Genomic DNA, 18101 nt, shown 5'->3' on the forward strand with positions numbered 1-18101 from the left:
ACGTTCCTTAGGATGGACCATGGCCAGTGACCTGATCAAACACGTTTCTGACGCAACTTTCCAGGCCGATGTGCTTGAAGCCCAGGCACCGGTGCTGGTGGATTTCTGGGCCGAATGGTGCGGCCCCTGCAAGATGATCGCCCCGATCCTTGACGAAGTCGCAGGCTCCTACGACGGCAAGCTCAAGGTCGCCAAGATGAACGTCGACGACAACCGCGACGTGCCCGCCAAGTTCGGCATCCGTGGCATTCCCACGCTGATGCTGTTCAAGGACGGCCAGCTGGCAGCCACCAAAGTCGGTGCCATGAGCAAGGCTCAGCTCACCGCCTTCATCGACCAGCAACTCGCCTGATCGGTCAGCCGGAAGGACCGGCCCGGGTGCAACGCCCGGGCCCTGTTCTCAAGCGGCTTTTTTTCCTGTCATAATCCGGTCCAACAGCTGGCCCGACACTGCCCAGCCCCTCTCGACAGCGCCAGTCCGAATCCGGACGCCAGCGCCCCCTCCCCCGGTCTTAGTCACAACTCCCTCTCGGAGTGAATTCCATGCACCTCAACGAACTCAAGGCACTGCATGTGTCTGAAGTCCTCAAGCAGGCCGAAGCGCTTGAGATCGAAAACACCGGCCGCATGCGCAAGCAGGAGCTGATGTTCGCCATCATCAAGAAGCGCGCCAAGGGCGGCGAACTGGTGAACGCGGACGGTGTGCTCGAAGTCCTGCCCGACGGCTTCGGCTTCCTGCGCAACATGGACACGAGCTTCACCGCGTCCACCGACGACATCTACATCTCGCCGAGCCAGATCCGCCGCTTCAACCTGCACACCGGCGACATGATCGAGGGCGAGGTGCGCATCCCGAAAGACGGCGAGCGCTACTTCGCACTGAACAAGCTCGACAAGATCAACGGCCTGCCCCCCGAGGACAACAAGCACAAGATCATGTTCGAGAACCTGACGCCGCTGTTCCCCAAGGAACAGATGCGTCTGGAACGCGACATCAAGACCGAAGAGAACATCACCGGTCGCGTCATCGACATCATCGCGCCCATCGGCCGCGGCCAGCGCGCCCTGATCGTGGCGCCGCCCAAGAGCGGCAAGACGGTGATGATGCAGCACATCTGCCACGCCATCACCGCCAACCACCCCGAGGTGGAACTGCTGGTGCTGCTGGTGGACGAGCGCCCGGAAGAAGTCACCGAAATGCAGCGCACGGTGCGCGGCGACGTGATCGCTTCGACCTTCGATGAACCGGCCGCCCGCCACGTGCACGTGGCCGAGATGGTGATCGAACGCGCCAAGCGCCTGGTCGAGCTGAAAAAAGACGTGGTGATCCTGCTGGACTCGATCACCCGCCTGGCCCGCGCCTACAACAACGTCCTGCCGTCTTCCGGCAAGGTGCTGAGCGGCGGTGTGGACTCCAATGCCCTGCAGCGCCCCAAGCGCTTCTTCGGCGCCGCCCGCAAGATCGAAGAAGGTGGTTCGCTGACCATCATCGCCACCGCCCTGGTCGATACCGGCAGCCGCATGGACGAAGTGATCTTTGAGGAGTTCAAGGGCACCGGCAACTGCGAAATCCACCTGGACCGCCGCCTGTACGAAAAGCGCGTGTTCCCGTCGATCCAGCTCAACCGCAGCGGCACCCGCCGCGAGGAATTGCTGCTGGCGCCCGAGATCCTGCAGAAGACCCGCATCCTGCGCCAGTTCATGTACAACATGGACGAGATCGAGGCCATGGAAATGGTCCTGAAGAGCATGAAGGCGACGAAGAACAACTCGGAGTTCTTTGACATGATGCGAAGAGGCGGCTGACCCCCTGCGCGCCTGACGGCGCTTCCCCCCTGTGAGGGGGACAACACCAGAGGCCCGGCAAAGCCGGTTCCTCGGTGTTCTTGGCTTAAGGCACTTCACGCCGTCAGCCAGGTCGGCTTTCCCGGCTATAATCACAGGCTTTGCAATTTGCGACAAGTACAGCGGAATGGTTCTGCTGCGGCTGCCGCACCTGAACCCAAGGAAACGTCATGAAAGACGGCATTCACCCCAACTACCGCGAAATCTGTTTCGTGGACCTGTCCAACAACTTCCAGTTCGTGACGCGCTCCTGCGCCAACACGAAGGAAATGATCAAGCTGGAAGACGGCCGCGAGCTGCCGCTGTTCAAGCTTGACACCTCCAGCGAGTCGCACCCCTTCTACACCGGCACGCAAAAGAGCGTGGACAACATGGGTGGCCGCGTGGAGCGCTTCCGCAACCGCTACGCCAAGCCCGCTGCCAAGTAAGCAGGAGCCGGACCCGGCCTCAGGGCTGCGGGTCTCCAACGCAGATTCTGCAGAAAAGCAGCCGGTGAACCGGCTGCTTTTTTTTCGCCCGGCGCTTTTGTGACCCCAGCCTGAAACAACAGGCAACCTGCCCCGACGGCCCTGTATATTCCCCGCAGTGAATTCAACAACCCCCGCCATCGTGACCCAGTCGGCCGTGCGTCGTCTGCCCAGGCTCGCGCTCATCCTGTTCTGCCTCGCCTATGTGCTGCCGGGGTTCCTGGGCCGTGAGCCCTGGAAAAATGCCGACGTTTCCGCGCTCGGGGTCATGCTGGAGATGGCCTCAGGGAACAGCAGCTGGTGGCAACCTCAGGTGCTGGGCGTGGCCGCTGACGTGGACGGTCCCCTGCCCTACTGGCTCGGCGCGGTGTTCATCCGGTTCCTGCCTTTCCTGAACGCCGACAGCGCAGCCCGCGTCCCGTTTGCCCTGCTCCTGGCGCTCACCCTGGTCTGCACCTGGTACGCGGTGTACCACCTGGCGCGCCAGAAATCGGCTCAGCCGATCGCCTTTGCCTTCGGGGGTGAAGCCAACCCAGTCGACTACGCGCGCTCGCTGGCCGATGCCGGCCTGCTGGCGCTCGTGGCCTGTCTGGGTCTGGCCCAGATGTCGCATGAAACCACGCCGGACCTGGCCCGTCTGGCCATGGTCAGCGCTTTGTTGATGGCCGCTGCGCGACTGGCCCATGCGGATGACCGACACCCCTGGCGCAGCGTGCTGCTCTGGAGCGTCTCGGCGCTGGCGATGGTGCTGAGTGGGGCGCCCTGGGTGGCCATGAGCCTGGGTGCGGGTTTGCTGCTGGCCTTGCTGGTCATGGGCAGCCATCCCGGGCGAACCCTTCACCCCTTGCTGCCGTCTGCGGCGGCCCTGCTGGCCTTGGCCATCGGGATCGGTGCCTTCACTGGTCAGATGAGCTGGCCCGCACTGGGTCTGCCGGCGGGTTTTGACGACTGGCGCCGCTGGGGACGCTTGCTGGTCTGGTTCACCTGGCCGGCATGGCCCCTGGTGCTGTGGACCCTGTGGGGTTGGCGGCGCCAGCTGCTCAGTCCGCATGTGGCACTGCCACTCTGGACGGTGCTGGTGAGCGTGGTCAACAGTGCGATCAACGCCGATTTTGATCGCGCCTTGCTGCTGGCGCTGCCCGCCATGGCCGCTCTGGCCGCCTTCGCCCTGCCCACGCTGCGGCGCAGCGTTTCGGCGCTGATCGACTGGTTCACATTGATCTTCTTCACGATCTGTGCGCTGGCGATCTGGGTGATCTGGCTGGCCATGCAAACCGGCATTCCGGCGAAACCCGCCGCGAACGTGGCACGCCTGGCGCCCGGTTTCGTGCCCGAGTTTTCCCTGCTGCTTTTCCTGGCCGGCCTGCTGGCCACGGTGGCGTGGGTCTGGCTGGTGGTGTGGCGCGTCGGAAGAAACCGGCAGGCGATCTGGAAGAGCCTGGTGCTGCCCGCGGCGGGTGCCACACTGTGCTGGTTGCTGCTGATGTCGCTGTGGCTGCCGCTGCTGGACTTTGCACGCAGCTACGGGCCCGTTTCGCGCAGCATCGCGCGCCTGGTGCCCACCGGCAGCTGTGTGCTGGTGGACGGGCTGTCCCAGGCCCAGATTGCCGCGCTGCAGTACCAGGGCGGCCTCCAGCTGGTGCGCAGTCTTGAGGATGTCAGTCTCACCGCTCGCTGCCGCAGCATGGTGGTTTCGCCGGAGAGCCAACCCACGCTGGACCAGCGTGTGCAACTGACCCATTGGGCGTTCAGGGCCAGCGTCAGCCGCCTGAGCGACCGCAAGGAACGTCTGTTGGTCTACCGCCGCGTGGCCAACTGAACGGGGTTCAGTTGACTGCGTGCTCGCGCACGCGCACCGGCGGCAAGGCGATCACAAAGGTGGAGCCCTGGCCCACGACGCTGCGCACGTCGATCTGCCCGCCATGGCGCTGGGCCACGTGTTTCACGATGGCCAGCCCCAGACCGGTACCACCGGTCTCGCGCGAACGGCTGCGGTCCACGCGGTAAAAGCGTTCGGTCAGGCGAGGGATGTGCTCGGCAGCGATGCCGGGCCCGGTGTCGTTGACAAAGAACTCGCCCCAGCCGTCTTCGCGCAGCCGCCAGCCCGCCTCGATCCGTCCGCCACCCGGCGTGTAGCGCACCGCATTGCTCAGCAGGTTCGACATGGCGCTCAGCAGTTCGGTCTTGGCACCCGACACCCAGAGTCCGGCCGCCGAGGACTGCACGATCTCATGGGGCGGGTCTGAAATCACCGCCGTCAACCCGCGGGCCTCCTGCAACACGTGGCCCAGCAGTTCGTCGCCATCGATCCATTCACCCGGCCCGGGCGCCGGGCTGCCTTCCAGGCGCGACAGTGTCAGCAGATCGCTCACCAGCGTCTGCATGCGGTGCGCCTGCTGGCTCATCAGCCCCAGGTAGGTGATGCGCTCGGACTCTTCCAGCGACAGGCTCTGCATGGTTTCGACGAAACCGCTGAGCACCGTCAAGGGGGTCCGGATTTCGTGCGAGACATTCGCCACGAAGTCGCGGCGCATGGCCTCGGCCAGCTGCACCGCGGTCACGTCGCGCGTGATCATGAGCTTGCGCTTTTTGCCGTAGGGGTGGATCTGCAGCGAAATCCGGGTCGGCTGTGACGGGCGGGGGCCCGGACCGTCGATCTGGATTTCGTGGCCGAAATCGCCTTCGGCGAGGTAAGACATGAAGGCCGGTGCGCGCACCATGTTGCGCACATACTGGCCCAGGTCGCGCTGCGGATCAAAGCCGAGGTGGTTGGCGGCCGTGAGGTTGGACCATTCGATGCGGCCCGCCGAATCGAGCAGAACCACACCGTTGGGAGAAGCCTGGATGGCGGCGAGGAAATCTTCCAGCCGGGCATCGCTGTTGCTGGCCTTCTTCTCCAGCTTCTTGATCAGTTTGCGGTTGCGGTCCAGCAATTCGCCCCAGAGGCCCGAGAGGCCCGGCGTGCGGGCCACGTCGGCCTTGTTGAGCCAGTTGAGCAGACGGCGTGCACGCAAGCCATCGAACACGCTCCAGCCCAGCGCACCCAGCAAGGCGCCCATGAACGACCAGCCCGCGGCGTCCTGCGTCCAGCCCCACACCGCCCCCAGCGCCACCAGGAGCAGCAGTTCGACGGAGCGCCGGATCATGCGGCGGAAATGGAGGTGCCTTGCGCCGGACGTCCGGTGTTGTTGATGGCCGTGAGGCGGTAGCCGGCGCCACGCACCGTCTCCACCATGCCGGCGGCCTCACCCAGTGATTCCCTCAAACGCTTGACATGCACGTCCACGGTTCGCTCCTCGATAAAGACATGGTCCCCCCATATCTTGTCGAGCAGCGTACCACGCGTGTGCACCCGTTCCGCGTGTTTCATGAGGTAGTGCAGCAGCTTGAACTCGGTCGGTCCGACCTTGAGTTCCTTGCCCCGGAAGGTGATGCGGTAGGTGCCGGCGTCCAGCGCGAGCTCGCCCACCTGTACCGAGTCGTTGACGATCTCGGGTGCACGGCGGCGCAGCACGGCGCGGATGCGCGCGAGCAGTTCCTGGGTGGAAAACGGCTTGGTGATGTAGTCGTCGGCGCCTGCGTCGAGACCCTGGACCTTGTCCGACTCGTCGCTGCGCGCGGTGAGCATCAGGATCGGAACGGTCTTGGTGCGCTCGTGCTTGCGCCACTGGCGCGCCAGTGAAGCGCCGCTCTCGCCCGGCAACATCCAGTCGAGCAGAATGACGTCGGGCAGCACCGCGTCGACTTCGCGCTGCGCCGCCGCGCCGTCAAAAACAACCGTGGGCGCAAAACCGTTGTGTCGCAGGTTGACGGCGATCAGCTCGGCGATCGCCGGTTCGTCTTCCACGACGAGCACGCGTGGCAGTTTTCTCATGCTGAAACCCTTGTGTTCATCCGACCACCGACTCCACTTTGTCCATGGAGGTGTGGCGCACGTCTTCACCCTTGACCACGAAGATGATCTGTTCGGCGATGTTCTTCGCGTGGTCGCCCACACGCTCCAGCGACTTGGCCAGGAACAGCAGGTTCAGGCTCGGTGAAATGGTGCGGGGATCTTCCATCATGTAGGTGATCAGCTTGCGCAGGAAGCCGTCGTACTCCAGGTCGATGGCATTGTCGTCTTTCATGATCGCCAGGGCCATGGTCGTGTCCAGGCGGGCGAACGAGTCCAGCGTCTTGCGCAGCATGCCCGCGGCGAGATCGGCGGCCAGTCGCAACTCCGACACCGGCAACGAGCGCGGCGAGCCGCTTTCGATGATGGATTTGACCATGCGCGCGATGCGGGCCACCTCATCGCCCGCGCGCTCCAGGTTCTGCGTCGTGCGCGAGATCGCCATCAGGAAGCGCAGGTCGCGCGCCGTGGGCTGGCGACGGCCGATGGTGGAAATGATCTCGTGATCGATGTTCACTTCCATCTGGTTGATGCGGTTTTCGGCTTCGAGCACCTGCTCGGCCGTCTCCAGGCTCATGTGGATCAGCGCGTAGACCGCCTGATGCAGCTGGGACTCGACCAGGCCGCCCATCTCCAGCACATGGGTGGAGATGGAGTTCAGCTCGGCGTCGAACTGGCTGGAGATGTGTTTGTCGCCCATGAAGGTCTCCTGAAAGGCGGCCTTGCGGCCAGCCTGCGCCCCCCGCGGGGGCAATGAATGAGAGAAACGAAACGGAGGAAGCTGGAACAGGGTCAGCCGAAACGGCCGGTGATGTAGTCTTCGGTCTCCGTCTTGGTCGGCTTGAAGAAGATCTGTTCGGTGGAGCCGAATTCAATCAGCTCGCCCAGGTACATGTAGGCGGTGTAGTCGCTGCAGCGGGCGGCCTGCTGCATGTTGTGCGTCACGATGGCGATGGTGTAGTCCTGCTTGAGTTCGTGCACCAGTTCCTCGACCTTGCCGGTGGAGATCGGGTCGAGTGCCGAGGTGGGCTCGTCGAGCAGCAGCACCGATGGCTTGACCGCCACGCTGCGTGCGATGCACAGACGCTGCTGCTGGCCGCCGGAGAGTGACAGGCCGCTCTGGTTGAGCTTGTCCTTCACCTCGCCCCACAAGGCGGCCTTGGACAGCGCCCATTCGACGCGGTCGTCCATCTCGCTCTTGCTGAGATTTTCGTAGAGCTTCACACCAAAGGCGATGTTGTCGTAGATCGACATCGGGAACGGTGTGGGCTTCTGGAACACCATGCCGATGCGCGCGCGCAGCAGGTTGATGTCCTGCTTGTCGTCGAGGATGTTCTGTCCGTAGAAGTTGATCTCGCCCTCGGCGCGCTGTCCGGGGTACAGGCTGTACATGCGGTTGAGGGTGCGCAGGAGCGTGGACTTGCCGCAGCCCGACGGGCCGATGAAGGCCGTGACCTTGCGCTCTTCGATGTTCATGTTGACCCCCTTGAGGCCCTGGAACTTGCCGTAGAAGAAGTTCAGGTTGCGCAACTCAAGGGCGTTTTTGGAGGATGCAGCGGTTTCGGTCATGGGTCGGATCCGGAAAATTGATGAGATGACGGCGTGGCGCAGGGCGTGCGCTCAGCCTGGCGTCTTCTCGCGCAGGAACACGCGCGCAACGATGTTGAGCAGCAGGACGGACAGGGTGATGAGCAGCGCGCCGCCCCAGGCCAGGCGGATCCAGTTGTCGTAAGGGCTCATGGCGAACTGGAAGATCACGACAGGCAGGTTGGCCATGGGCTTGCTCATGTCGGTGCTGAAAAACTGGTTGTTCAGCGCGGTGAAGAGCAGCGGCGCGGTTTCGCCGCTGATGCGGGCCACGGCCAGCAGCAGACCGGTCATGACACCGCTCTTGGCCGCGCGCAGCGTGACCAGGGTCGCCACTTTCCAGCGCGGCGCGCCCAGGGCAAAGGCCGCTTCGCGCAGGCTGCCGGGCACCAGGCGCAGCATGTTCTCGGTCGTGCGAACGACCACCGGCACCGCGATCAGCGACAGCGCCAGCGTGCCGGCCCAGCCCGAGAAGGTGCCCATGGTGGCCACCGCGATGGCGTAGACGAACAGGCCCAGCACGATGGAAGGGGCCGACAGCATGATGTCGGTCACGAAGCGGGTCACCTCGGCGGTCCTGCTCTCATCGCCGTATTCGGCCAGGTACACGCCGGCGAAGATGCCGATGGGTGTCGACACCAGCACGGAGAAGCCCACCATCAGCAGGCTGCCCACGATGGCGTTGGCCAGGCCCCCGCCTTCGGTGCCGGGCGCTGGCGTGGACTGGGTGAACATGTTCCAGTCCAGCGCGGCAAAGCCGTTGCTGAACAGCACGAACAGAATCCACAGCAGCACGGTCAGGCCCAGTGCCATCGAGCCCATCGAGAGGGTCAGGCCGACAGCGTTGGACCAGCGGCGCTGGCGGTAGAGCGATTGGTTGAAGTCCATGTTGGTGTCTTTCGTTGTGGGAATCAGAGGCCCTTGGCCCTTTCAGCCCGCACGAGCATCCACTTGGCCAGGCCGAGCACGATGAAGGTGATGACAAACAGCAGGAAGCCCAGCGCGAAGAGCGCGGAGATGTGGAAGTCGGCGGCCTCGCCGAACTCATTGGCCAGCGTCGATGCGATCGACGTGCCCGGCGAGAAGAGCGAAGTGGGCATGCGGTTGGCGTTGCCGATCACGAAGGTGACGGCCATGGTCTCGCCCAGCGCGCGACCGAGGCCCAACATCACACCGCCCACCACGCCTTTTTGCGTGTATGGCAGCACGACCTTGCGCACCACTTCCCAGGTCGTGCAGCCCAGCCCGTAGGCCGATTCGCGCAGGATGGGGGGCACGATCTCGAACACGTCGCGCATCACCGCGGCCACGAAGGGCAGCACCATGAAGGCGAGCACGATGCCCGCGGCCAGGATGCCGAAGCCATTGGTGCTGCCGCCGAACAGGAAACCGATCAGCGGCATGCCACCGAGCACGTTCTGCAGCGGCACCTGAACATGGTCGGCGAACAGCGGCGCAAACACGAACAGGCCGAACATGCCGTAAATGATGGATGGCACAGCGGCCAGCAGCTCCACCGCCGTGCCCAGCGGGCGACGCAGCCAGGCGGGACAGGTTTCGGTGAGGAACAGCGCGATGCCAAAAGCCAGCGGCACGGCGATCAAGAGCGCAATGCCCGCGCTGGCCAGGGTGCCGACGATCGCGATCGCGGCACCAAATTCTTCGTTGATGATGTCCCACTCGACGTACCAGATGAAGTTCACACCGAACTTCTGGAACGCCGGCCAGGCATTGATGAACAGGGAAACGATGATGCCCATCAGGGCGATCAGCACCAGCAGCGAGAACGACTGCGTGATGCGGTGGAAAAAGACATCCTGGAGCCGTTGCCGCCTGGCGATCGACACCATGGTGGCGCTGCCCGTTTCAAGGGACACTGGTTGCGAACTCATGGTGGTACCCACGTTCATGTTGACTCCCGTCAGGTTACTCTCGTTCACTGATATGTGTCATGCGCCGGCAGGCACTGGGGGCCAGCCGGCGCATGACACGGGTCAACGCAACTTACTTGGCGACCTGCGACCAGACCTTGGAGCGGATCTGCGCAGTCAGGCTGTCAGGCAGGGCCACGTAGTCGAGGTCCGCCGCCATCTGCTTGCCGCTCTTGAACGCCCAGTCGAAGAACTTGAGCGCTTCGGCGGAAGCCACTTTGTCTTCGGGCTGCTTGTACATCAGGATGAACGATGCGGTGGACACGGGCCAGCTGGCGGCACCTTTGGCATTGACCATGGAGATGCCCATGCCGGGCACGCTGAACCAGTCGGCGCTGGCGGCGGCGGCTGCGAAGGCGGTGTCATCGGGGCTGACGTACTTGCCATCGGCGTTCTGCAGCTGCATGAAGTTCATGTTGTTCTTCTTCACGTAGGCGTATTCCACGTAGCCCAGCGCACCCTTGACGCGGTTCACGTTGGCGGCCACGCCTTCGTTGCCCTTGCCACCCACGGACGAGGCGGCAGGCCACTTGACGGCAGCGCCCTTGCCCACCTTGTCGGCCCAGTCCTTGCTGACCGCGGTCAGGTAGTCGGTCCAGTTGAAGGTGGTGCCCGAACCGTCGGCGCGGTGCACGATGGTGATGCCTTGGTCAGGCAGGCTCTTGCCGGGGTTCAGGGCGACCAGCTTGGCATCGTTCCACTTGGTGATGTTGCCCAGGAACATGTCGGCCAGGACGGGGCCGGTCACGCGCAGTTCGCCCGGCTTGAAGCCTTCCAGGTTGATCACGGGCACGGTGCCACCGATGATGGCGGGGAACTGGATCATGCCGTCCTTGTCCAGGTCTTCGCCCTTGACCGGCGCATCGGAAGCACCGAAGGTCACGGTCTTGGCGCGGATCTGCTTCAGACCGCCCGACGAACCGATCGACTGGTAGTTCAGGCCGGTACCGGTTTCTTTCTTGTAGGCCTCGGCCCACTTGGCGTAGACCGGGAACGGGAACGTGGCGCCAGCGCCCGTGATGTCGGCTGCGAAGGCGTTGCCCATGGCCATGGTGGCCAGTGCGGCAGCGGCGACGGTCTTCAGAAGGGTGCGTTTGGTGTTCATGAGTGTCCTCTGTGTTGGGGAAAGAAAATCCACAACCGGGACTCTAGAGGGGCAATGTGACAAGCCTGTGACAGTCACAAATCCGTTTTGGAAGCAGCGCCTTGCCGCACCATGCCGCCGCTGAACGACCCAAACCGACCGGAGCCCAGCATGGGCAGCGTCACGATTGACCATCAAGGAAGCTGGAGAAGCCGTGGTTGATGCCAGGGCGTGGTGTGTCAAAGCCGTTGATCCGCCTCAATCAAGGCGCAATGGCGGGTGACCGTGCGGTGCCGGATGTCGATAATGAACCCGGTATGCACACGAAAGACGCCTATGGAACTCGTGTTGAAGTTGTTGATCGGTGGCGCCGGCAGTCTGGCGGCCTACCTCGCCGCTCACGTGTTGCTGTGTCTGCTTCCCGCGTTTTTCATCGCGGGCGCCATGGCAGCCCTGATACCCAAGGCCAGCATCACGCGCTGGCTGGGGCGCAGCACGCCGGCCTATGTCTCCTACCCTGCAGCAGCGGCGGCCGGGTCGTTGCTGGCGGTGTGCTCCTGCACCATCGTGCCCTTGTTCGCGGGCATTTACCGCAAGGGCGCCGGCATCGGTCCCGCCATGACCTTTCTCTTCTTTGCGCCGGCCGGCAACATCATGGCGCTGGCCTACACCGGCAGCATCCTCGGACCCGAATTTGCCGCCGCGCGCGTGGTGTTCTGCCTGATGTTCGGCATCGGCATCGGCATCCTGATGGCGCTGGTGTTCTGGCGCGACGATGCGAGCCACGACGCGCAGACCGACACACTCTTTGCGGCGCAGGCCAGCATCGCCCCGGCTGCCCTGGGGGTCCTGCTGTCGCTGGTGGCCCTGCTGATCGCCGGCACTTTGAAGCTGTGGCCGCTGACCAGCACCGTGGGGACCTTCACTGTGCCCCTGTCCTGGGCTCTCCCATGGCAGGAAACCCTGTTCGGCTGGGTGCCGTTTGACGCCGCCAAAGGCGAAGAAGGTGTGAGCTTCCAGGGCTCGGTGCTGATCGGCTTGTTGCTGCTGATCTCTGCCACCGCCTGGAAAGGCATGGAGAACATCATCGAAGGCGCCAACAGCTGGACCTGGGTTGCGCTGGGCCTGGCGGCAACCACTCTGTTGGTGGCGGCTCTTCGCCTGTCACCCACGCCAGAAGGTCTGGAAATCGCCCTCACCGGCCGGGCACTGGCGGTCGGTCTCTCGCTGTGGGCGGTGTGGTCCTGCGCCCGGCAGTTGCCTGCCGACGACTGGCGCAGCTGGTTGTGGGAGGCCTGGCGCTTCGTGAAGCAGATCTTCCTCGTGCTGGTGGTTGGCGTGTTCGTGGTCGGCATGGTGCGACAGTTCATTCGCCCCGAGTGGATAGAAACACTGGCCGGCAGCAACACCCTGACGGCCAACGTGGTGGCGGTGGGTTTCGGTGTCTTCATGTACTTCCCCACGCTGGTCGAGGTGCCGGTGGCCCGCATGTTCCTGGACCTGGGCATGCACCCCGGCCCGCTGCTCGCCTACCTGATGGCCGACCCGGAACTCAGTCTGCAGAGCATGCTGATGGTGGTCGCGGTGATCGGGCGGACCAAGACCGCGGCCTACGTGGGCTGGGTGGCCCTGTTCAGCGTCTGTGCGGGGCTGATCTTTGGTGCCTGGGTCGACGGTGCGGCCTGGACGTCACTGGCTGCGGTGATGGGCGCGTGCCTGGCTGGCCTGGCCGTTGCCCTGGGCTGGTTGCGCCGGCGGCAACGCATGGTTGTCGCCGCCTGATCCCTTTCATGCCTTCAAAGGAGAAACACCATGTTGACCGTCAAGATCCTGGGTTCCGGCTGTGCCAACTGCAAGAAGCTCGAAGCCGTGGCCCGCGAAGCCGCCACCGCCAGCCACATCGAGGCCGAGTTCCTCAAGGTCACCGACATGCAGCAGATCTTGGCCTACGACCTCATCTCGACGCCGGGCCTGGTGGTCAATGAAAAACTGGTCAGCAGCGGCCGCATTCCCACAGTGGCGGAAGTCCAGAAGTGGTTGTCCGCCTGACTTTACGGTGACTCCAGCCCCTCAATGACCGTGGACATGGCGGACAGGCCCCTGTTGCGCAGGGGGCGTGTCCGACGCTGCAGGCCAGTCTCCGCAGGGCTCCGTGAACGGAGCGCTCACCACCTGCAATGTGGCATGGGAGATCTCGAAGCGGTGATGCAGTTGCTCCGTGGCCTCTTTCAGAAACCCGTCGTCGGCATGTCCCTGCGGCATCACCAGATGGGCCGTCATGGCCACCTGTGACGTGTCCATGGCCCAGATGTGCAGGTCGTGCACGCGGCTGATGCCCGGCAGCCCCACCAGGTAGTCGTGCACCGCCTGCGGGTCCACGCTGTCTGGTACGCCATCAAACAACAGGTGCAAGGACTGCCGGAAGAGGTTCCAGGTACCCACGATTATCACGGCGGCGATCAGCAGGCTGACCACCGGATCGAGCCATGCCCAGCCCATCCACAGGGTGAGCGCGCCGGCCACCACCACACCGGCCGACACCAGCGCATCGGCCGCCATGTGCAGAAAAGCGCCGCGGATGTTCAGGTCGCTCTCGCGTCCCCGCATGAACAGCAAGGCGGTGGCGGTGTTGACCACGATGCCCACACCCGCCACCACCATGATCGTCACGCCTTGATGGCCGACCAGCGGATCGGGTGACATCAGGCGCCCCGCAGCTTCCCAGACCAGCGCGCCCATGGCCACGAGCAGCAGCAAGGCATTGGCAAAAGCCGCCAGGATGCTGCCGCGCTTCCATCCATAGGTGTGGCGGGGGTTGGGTCGCAGCTTGCCGGCCAGCGCACCGCCCCAGGCCAGCACCAACCCGGCCACATCGCTCAGGTTGTGCCCCGCATCCGCCAGCAGGGCCAGCGAATTGATTTTCCAGCCGTAGAACGCTTCGATCGCCACGAAGGCCAGATTGAGCCCGATGCCGATGGCAAAGGCCTTGTTGAAATTGGCAGGGGCGTGGCTGTGATCGTGTCCGGCGCTCATGGAGTTTGTGTTTGCAAGGTTTCTTGATTTTTTCAAGCGCGGCGCATCACACCACTCAGATCGGTACCCGGCGCCACGGTGTTGAAGACGGTGCCGTACTTTTTGACGTTGTCGTGCAGCAGGTCAATGCGCCTGTCAGATTCATCGGTGTCCACCACGATTTCATAGCGGATGCTTTCCATCCTGGGCGGCACGTCCTGCCGAACCCCGTCAACGATCACCTGCACACCGCGCAGCTCGAACTTGAGGATCGGCACAACACGCTCGATACCCTTGATCATGCAGGCCGACAGCGCGGCCAGCAGCAGCTCGGCGGGATTGAAGGCATCCGGATTGCCGGCCATGTCGGTGTCGAGTGCAATTTCGGCGTTCTTGCAGTGCGAAAGGCTGCCGTGGGCATCCACGCGGCGCGAGGTCACGTGAAACGTCATCTTGGTGGAGGTTTCGGTCAAGTCATGCCTCCTGGTGAGCACAATGCCGTGGATGGGTCGGACAACGACCTGGCTTCAAAGCGCCGCCCTTTTCAGAGGGTAACCTTTTTGCATCCCCAGAAGAATGCCACCCCGCGTGGGCTTGGCAAGCGAGCACCGCGGCAAGACCCGGCAGAAGCTCCCGGCATGCGCCCGCGACTTGACGCCACCCCTGCGGTTGGCTTCATGCAGCAGGGTTCGGCGCCCTCAGGCGCTGAACCACTGCTCGATCTTCTCGCGGCTGGGCACGCCACCCGCGTGCACCACCTGGCCATTGATCACCACGCCGGGCGTGCTCATGACGCCATAGCCCATGATGTCACGCAGCTCCTCCACCTTCTCCAGCTGGACTTCGACGCCTTTGGCTTTCGCCACCTGGTCAATGAGGGCGATGGTGTTCCTGCAGTTGGTGCAGCCGGTTCCGAGTACCTTGATGTCCACGATCTACTCCTGTTCCATTTCGAGATAGGTGAGATTGGCGATCTGGGGCAGCCAGACCTCCACGTGCTTGAGATGCTGGTACGGCCTGGCGTCAAAGCTCTTGATCGCTGTGCTCATGTCGGTACCCGCCTCCACCGCCTGGCCCATGTGGGCGCGCAGGGACTTGAGCAGCTTGCCGGTGTCGGCCTGCGCCTTCGCGAGCGTGGTCACGCGGCCGTGGCCCGGCACCACCACCTTCGGGTTCAGCGCCTCCAGCGCTTCGAACGACGCCACCCAGGTTTTGGTCTTGCTCACCGGGTGCAGGCCCAGGATGCGGTCCACATAGACCACGTCTCCCGTGAAGACCACGCCACTCTGCGGCAGCCAGACCATGCTGTCGCCCGGCGTGTGGCCCCCCTGGCGGTGCACCACCTGCACGGCCACGCCACCCAGGTCCAGCGTCGTGTCGGCATCCTTGAGCCAGCGGGTGGGCAGCACGATTTCAGTGCCGTCCATCTTTTCCTTCAGCACGGGTGCGTTGGCCTTCAGGTGCGCCGGCCCGCGGGCCCTCATGTCGGCCTCGGCATCGGCGTGCGCCATGATCTGTGCGCCCTGCGCCATGAAGTAGCCGTTGCCCAGCCAGCGGTGGTCCTGGCCGCCGGTGTTGATGACCCACTGGATGGGCTGCGCCGTGACCTTCTTCGCCGCCTCGGCGATCTGTTTCGCCCCCTGGAAACTCGCGCCGCTGTCGATCAGCAGCGCGCCGGCGGGCGTGACCACCAGGCCGATGTTGGCATTGATGGCTTCGTTTTCGTAGGTGCGGCCTTCGGTGTCGCCGACGTGGGCGTACACGTTGGGGGCGACGGGTTTGAAGACGATCTCCACCGCCTGGGCGGACCACGCCAAGGTGGCCGCAGCGCCGGCCAGCAGCCCGTGCTGGAGGAAGGTGAAGGGAATGCGCATGGTTTCTTGTCTCCGTGGGGTGAATGAACTGAAATTCAGAGGATCGCGTTGAAAATGAAGCCCACGGCCAGGATGCCAGTGGCCACGATGGCGACGAAAGTGGCGATCAGGCGCAGCTTGAGCACCTTGCGCAGAATGATCATTTCGGGCAGCGACAGCGCCACCACGCTCATCATGAATGCCAGCGCCGAGCCCATGGCCGCACCTTTGGCGGTGAGCGCCTCGATCACAGGCAGGATGCCCGCGGTGTTGGCGTACATGGGCACACCCATCACTACCGCCAACGGCACCGACCACCAGGCCGCATCCTTGCCCATGATGGACACCAGAAAGTCCTGCGGCACATAGCCGTGGATGCCCGCACCCACCGCGATGCCGCCCAGCACATACGGCCAAACCTTGCCCACGATCTCGCGCACCGAGGCCATGCCGGCGGCGATGCGGTCGGCCAGCGACAGCTGCTGCTGATCCACATCGGCCGACACCTGGGGCATCCCGCGCACCCAGTCTTCCAGATAGCGCTCCTGTTTGAGCGCCCCCATGACCAGCCCGGCCACCACGCCCAGCGCCATGCCAAAGCCCAGGTAGAGCGCGGCGATCTTCCAGCCGAAGAGCGAGAACAGGATGGTCAGGGCCACCGTGTCCACCATGGGCGCCGTGACCAGAAAAGAGAATGTGACGCCCAGTGGCACACCGGCCTGCACGAAGCCGATGAACAGCGGTACCGACGAGCAGGAGCAGAACGGCGTGACCACGCCCAGCGCCGATGCCATGAGGTTGGCCACACCGGGCGTGCGTCCGGCCAGCAGCGCGCGGGTGCGCTCGGGGGTGAAATACGTGTTCACCATGCCCATGACGAACACCACGCCGGTCAGCAGCAGCAGGACCTTGGGCGTGTCGTAGAAGAAAAACTGCAATGACCTGCCCAGTTGGCTGGCCCGGTCCACGGGCAGCGCGGCGACCATGGCTTCGGAAAACGGGATCAGCAACGGGTACAGCCCCCACCAGAGGGCTGCAGCGGTCAGCAGGAAAACCAGCGGCTGCCTTTTCGGCCAGCGGATCAGGTTGTTGGTGAGGGTGCTCATGCCTCGGAAGACGGGGCCAGTGCACAAAAGATGCAGGTCGATGCGAAAATTTTTTCGCATCCGCTCAGACCAGGGCGGCGATGGCCTCCACGTCCTCGGCAAACATCTGGCCCTTTTCAGCCAGCAGCAGCTTGCCGTCGCGTCCGCGCAGCAGGGTGATGGGCAAGCCCCGGGGTTTGGGGAAGGTCTTGCGCCAGTCCGGGCTGGCCCAGGCGGCCGGGAAGCTGTAGCCCTTCTTCTTCAGGTAGGCCACGGCATCCTCGGGTTTCTTGTCGATGGACAGCGCCACCATCTGCAGCCCCCGGGCCTTCTGGCTCTGCCAGAGCTGGTCCATGCTGGGGCTTTGCAACGCGCAGAACGGGCAGGTGCTGGACCACCAGTACACCAGCAGCGGCTGGCCAGCGCTGGCGGACGGTTCGTAGACGGTGCCGTCCAGCAACGCTATGCGTGGCAGTGCCAGCGGCGAGCCCAGCGCCGGCAAGGGCGGCGCCTTGGCCTCCTCGGCCGCGGCCGAAACGGGCTGGGCCAGGGTGGGCAGGCTCATGCCCGCGAGCAGGCCGGTGGCACCGCTGGCGCGCAGCCAGTCGCGGCGGGTCCAGCGGCTGTCTGCATCCGCCGGGTGGGTTGCTGGTGCGCTGGCAGGTGTTTTCATGGGGTGTTGCTGGGAATGGGTGATGCGCGGGCGGCACTTGTGGGGTCTGGTGTCGCCGCCGACAACGGCGGCCGGGGTACAAAATCCGACACGCGCCCGCCCGGGTCGAACGACACCTGGCAGCCCAGCGCCATGCGTTCGCGCATGCGCTGGCGGGCGCGCTGCACGCGCGACTTGGCCGCGGACAATGTCAAACCCTTGAGGCGTGCAAACTCGGCCTGCGGCAGGCCCTGCAGGTCGCACAGTTCAATGGCCTCGCGGTCCCTGGTATCCAGTTCCGACAGCACACGCGGCAAGCAGGCCACCAGAGAATCGACCGCCGCCAGCTGCGGCGGCTCGTCCGGTATATCTTCCCAGTCCGGGGGCAAGGGTGCCAGCGGCTGGTGCGCCCTGAGCCGGTCGATCAGGGTGTTGCGGGTGATCTCGAACAGCCAGGCACGTGGCTGTTCCACGTCCTGGAAACGATCGCCCTGGCGCAGGGCCTTGATGAAGCTGTCCTGGAGGATGTCTTCCACCTCGCTCGCCACCGGCGCACGCGCGCGCAACCAGCCGCGCAGTTCGGGCTCGTGACGGGTCCAGACAGACACAAGTTGTTTCATGGCATCGCTGCAAAGCCGCTAGCGTACCGGGAAAGGACGCGGGTTTCAAACGAGGGCCAAAGCTCGTGCCGCA

At 64.3% G+C, this 18101-nt stretch carries 20 protein-coding genes; 6 read left to right on the top strand and 14 right to left on the bottom strand.

Annotation, left to right across the window (positions count from 1 at the left end; genetic code table 11):
• The first annotated feature begins 19 nt into the window (after positions 1–19).
• From trxA to ACN5W5_RS17645, 4 genes are all read left to right on the top strand, one after another.
• Positions 20–352, top strand: a complete 333-nt coding sequence (trxA, locus tag ACN5W5_RS17630; protein ID WP_177134020.1) for a thioredoxin TrxA — start codon at positions 20–22, stop codon at positions 350–352.
• A 191-nt stretch (positions 353–543) separates the two neighbouring features.
• Entirely contained in the window at positions 544–1806 is a 1263-nt protein-coding gene (gene rho / locus ACN5W5_RS17635) for a transcription termination factor Rho (RefSeq protein WP_177134018.1), read from the top strand.
• A 209-nt stretch (positions 1807–2015) separates the two neighbouring features.
• Complete coding sequence (locus ACN5W5_RS17640; protein ID WP_226466904.1) at positions 2016–2273, top strand: type B 50S ribosomal protein L31; 258 nt, start codon at positions 2016–2018, stop codon at positions 2271–2273.
• Between the two features lie 157 nt (positions 2274–2430).
• The gene (locus tag ACN5W5_RS17645; protein WP_420049786.1) at positions 2431–4131 is read left to right on the top strand and encodes a hypothetical protein; all 1701 of its coding nucleotides are present in this window, start codon (positions 2431–2433) and stop codon (positions 4129–4131) included.
• A 7-nt stretch (positions 4132–4138) separates the two neighbouring features.
• Here the strand turns inward: ACN5W5_RS17645 and phoR are convergent, their stop codons facing one another.
• From phoR to pstS, 7 genes are all read right to left on the bottom strand, one after another.
• A complete protein-coding gene (phoR, locus tag ACN5W5_RS17650) occupies positions 4139–5458 on the bottom strand; it encodes a phosphate regulon sensor histidine kinase PhoR (protein WP_420049787.1) in 1320 nt (439 codons plus the stop codon).
• Complete coding sequence (gene phoB, locus ACN5W5_RS17655; RefSeq protein ID WP_420049788.1) at positions 5455–6186, bottom strand: phosphate regulon transcriptional regulator PhoB; 732 nt, start codon at positions 6184–6186, stop codon at positions 5455–5457. The genes phoR and phoB overlap by 4 nt, the downstream gene beginning before the upstream one ends.
• 16 nt (positions 6187–6202) lie before the next feature.
• Positions 6203–6904, bottom strand: coding sequence for a phosphate signaling complex protein PhoU (gene phoU / locus ACN5W5_RS17660; protein WP_177134008.1), 702 nt, complete (start codon positions 6902–6904; stop codon positions 6203–6205).
• Between the two features lie 92 nt (positions 6905–6996).
• The gene (pstB, locus tag ACN5W5_RS17665; RefSeq protein WP_420049789.1) at positions 6997–7773 is read right to left on the bottom strand and encodes a phosphate ABC transporter ATP-binding protein PstB; all 777 of its coding nucleotides are present in this window, start codon (positions 7771–7773) and stop codon (positions 6997–6999) included.
• A gap of 51 nt (positions 7774–7824) precedes the next feature.
• Complete coding sequence (gene pstA / locus ACN5W5_RS17670; RefSeq protein ID WP_420049790.1) at positions 7825–8679, bottom strand: phosphate ABC transporter permease PstA; 855 nt, start codon at positions 8677–8679, stop codon at positions 7825–7827.
• Positions 8680–8702: 23 nt separating this feature from the next.
• On the bottom strand, positions 8703–9683 hold the full coding sequence (gene pstC / locus ACN5W5_RS17675; RefSeq protein ID WP_420049791.1) for a phosphate ABC transporter permease subunit PstC: 981 nt from the start codon (positions 9681–9683) through the stop codon (positions 8703–8705).
• A 112-nt stretch (positions 9684–9795) separates the two neighbouring features.
• Complete coding sequence (gene pstS, locus ACN5W5_RS17680) at positions 9796–10827, bottom strand: phosphate ABC transporter substrate-binding protein PstS (RefSeq protein ID WP_420049792.1); 1032 nt, start codon at positions 10825–10827, stop codon at positions 9796–9798.
• A gap of 315 nt (positions 10828–11142) precedes the next feature.
• Here pstS and ACN5W5_RS17685 point away from each other — a divergent pair, with 315 nt between their 5' ends.
• Positions 11143–12588, top strand: coding sequence for a permease (locus ACN5W5_RS17685; protein ID WP_420049793.1), 1446 nt, complete (start codon positions 11143–11145; stop codon positions 12586–12588).
• 30 nt (positions 12589–12618) lie between these two features.
• The gene (locus ACN5W5_RS17690; RefSeq protein ID WP_420049794.1) at positions 12619–12855 is read left to right on the top strand and encodes a thioredoxin family protein; all 237 of its coding nucleotides are present in this window, start codon (positions 12619–12621) and stop codon (positions 12853–12855) included.
• A gap of 21 nt (positions 12856–12876) precedes the next feature.
• Here ACN5W5_RS17690 and ACN5W5_RS17695 read toward each other — a convergent pair whose 3' ends face one another.
• The 7 genes from ACN5W5_RS17695 to ACN5W5_RS17725 form a co-directional block, all read right to left on the bottom strand.
• The gene (locus ACN5W5_RS17695; protein ID WP_420049795.1) at positions 12877–13839 is read right to left on the bottom strand and encodes a cation diffusion facilitator family transporter; all 963 of its coding nucleotides are present in this window, start codon (positions 13837–13839) and stop codon (positions 12877–12879) included.
• A 32-nt stretch (positions 13840–13871) separates the two neighbouring features.
• Positions 13872–14270, bottom strand: a complete 399-nt coding sequence (locus ACN5W5_RS17700; protein WP_420049976.1) for an OsmC family protein — start codon at positions 14268–14270, stop codon at positions 13872–13874.
• A gap of 246 nt (positions 14271–14516) precedes the next feature.
• A complete protein-coding gene (locus tag ACN5W5_RS17705) occupies positions 14517–14753 on the bottom strand; it encodes a thioredoxin family protein (protein ID WP_420049977.1) in 237 nt (78 codons plus the stop codon).
• On the bottom strand, positions 14754–15692 hold the full coding sequence (locus ACN5W5_RS17710) for an MBL fold metallo-hydrolase (RefSeq protein ID WP_420049796.1): 939 nt from the start codon (positions 15690–15692) through the stop codon (positions 14754–14756). It abuts the gene before it with no gap.
• Between the two features lie 35 nt (positions 15693–15727).
• Positions 15728–16777 carry a permease gene (locus ACN5W5_RS17715; RefSeq protein WP_420049797.1) on the bottom strand — a complete coding sequence of 350 codons (1050 nt, stop codon included), beginning with the start codon at positions 16775–16777 and terminating at the stop codon, positions 15728–15730.
• Positions 16778–16841: 64 nt separating this feature from the next.
• Positions 16842–17429 (bottom strand): TlpA family protein disulfide reductase, encoded by a 588-nt coding sequence (locus ACN5W5_RS17720; RefSeq protein ID WP_420049798.1) that lies wholly within the window; start codon positions 17427–17429, stop codon positions 16842–16844.
• On the bottom strand, positions 17426–18028 hold the full coding sequence (locus tag ACN5W5_RS17725; RefSeq protein WP_420049799.1) for a sigma-70 family RNA polymerase sigma factor: 603 nt from the start codon (positions 18026–18028) through the stop codon (positions 17426–17428). Before ACN5W5_RS17725 ends, ACN5W5_RS17720 begins: the two co-directional genes overlap by 4 nt.
• Between the last annotated feature and the right edge of the window lie 73 nt (positions 18029–18101).

It is taken from the genome of Hydrogenophaga sp. ZJX-1 (assembly GCF_048590325.1).
In the GTDB taxonomy this organism is placed as follows: Bacteria; Pseudomonadota; Gammaproteobacteria; order Burkholderiales; family Burkholderiaceae_C; genus Hydrogenophaga.